This is a genomic window from Marinactinospora endophytica (assembly GCF_054780875.1).
In genome coordinates, this window is sequence record NZ_BAAGVM010000039.1 from 1 (window position 1) to 707 (window position 707).

The window sequence follows — 707 nt, forward strand, 5'->3', positions numbered from 1 at the left end:
TTCCTGACCAAGGACAGCAAGGTCCTCGTCCAGGGCATGACGGGCTCGGAGGGGACCAAGCACACCCGGCGGATGCTCGCCTCGGGTACCCACATCGTGGGTGGGGTGAACCCGCGCAAGGCCGGGCAGAGTGTGGACTTCGACGGGACCGCGGTGCCGGTGTTCGGCGGTGTGGCCGAGGGGATGGAGGTCACCGGCGCGGATGTGACGGTGATCTTCGTTCCGCCGAAGTTCGCCAAGGACGCGGTGATCGAGGCGATCGACGCGGGGATCGGCCTGGCGGTGGTGATCACCGAGGGCATTCCGGTGCATGACACCGCGCAGTTTTGGGCGCATGCGGTGGCCAAGGGCAATGTCACGCGGATCATCGGTCCCAACTGTCCGGGGTTGATCACGCCGGGGCAGTCCAACGCGGGCATCATTCCGGCTGATATCACCAAGCCGGGGCGGATCGGGTTGGTGTCGAAGTCGGGCACGTTGACCTATCAGATGATGTATGAGCTGCGTGACATTGGTTTCTCCACGTGTGTGGGGATCGGTGGGGACCCGATCATCGGGACCACGCACATCGACGCGCTGGCGGCGTTCGAGGCCGACCCCGACACTGACGCGATCGTGATGATCGGTGAGATCGGTGGGGACGCCGAGGAGCGTGCGGCGGAGTTCATCAAGGCCAATGTGACCAAGCCGGTGGTGGGCTACGTGGC

Annotated in this window: 1 protein-coding gene; it reads left to right on the forward strand. The window is 65.2% G+C overall.

What is annotated here, in order from left to right:
• Nucleotides 1-707, forward strand: a 707-nt coding sequence (sucD, locus tag ACYVHU_RS26675; protein WP_498949922.1) for a succinate--CoA ligase subunit alpha, incomplete at both ends; no start/stop codon positions are given.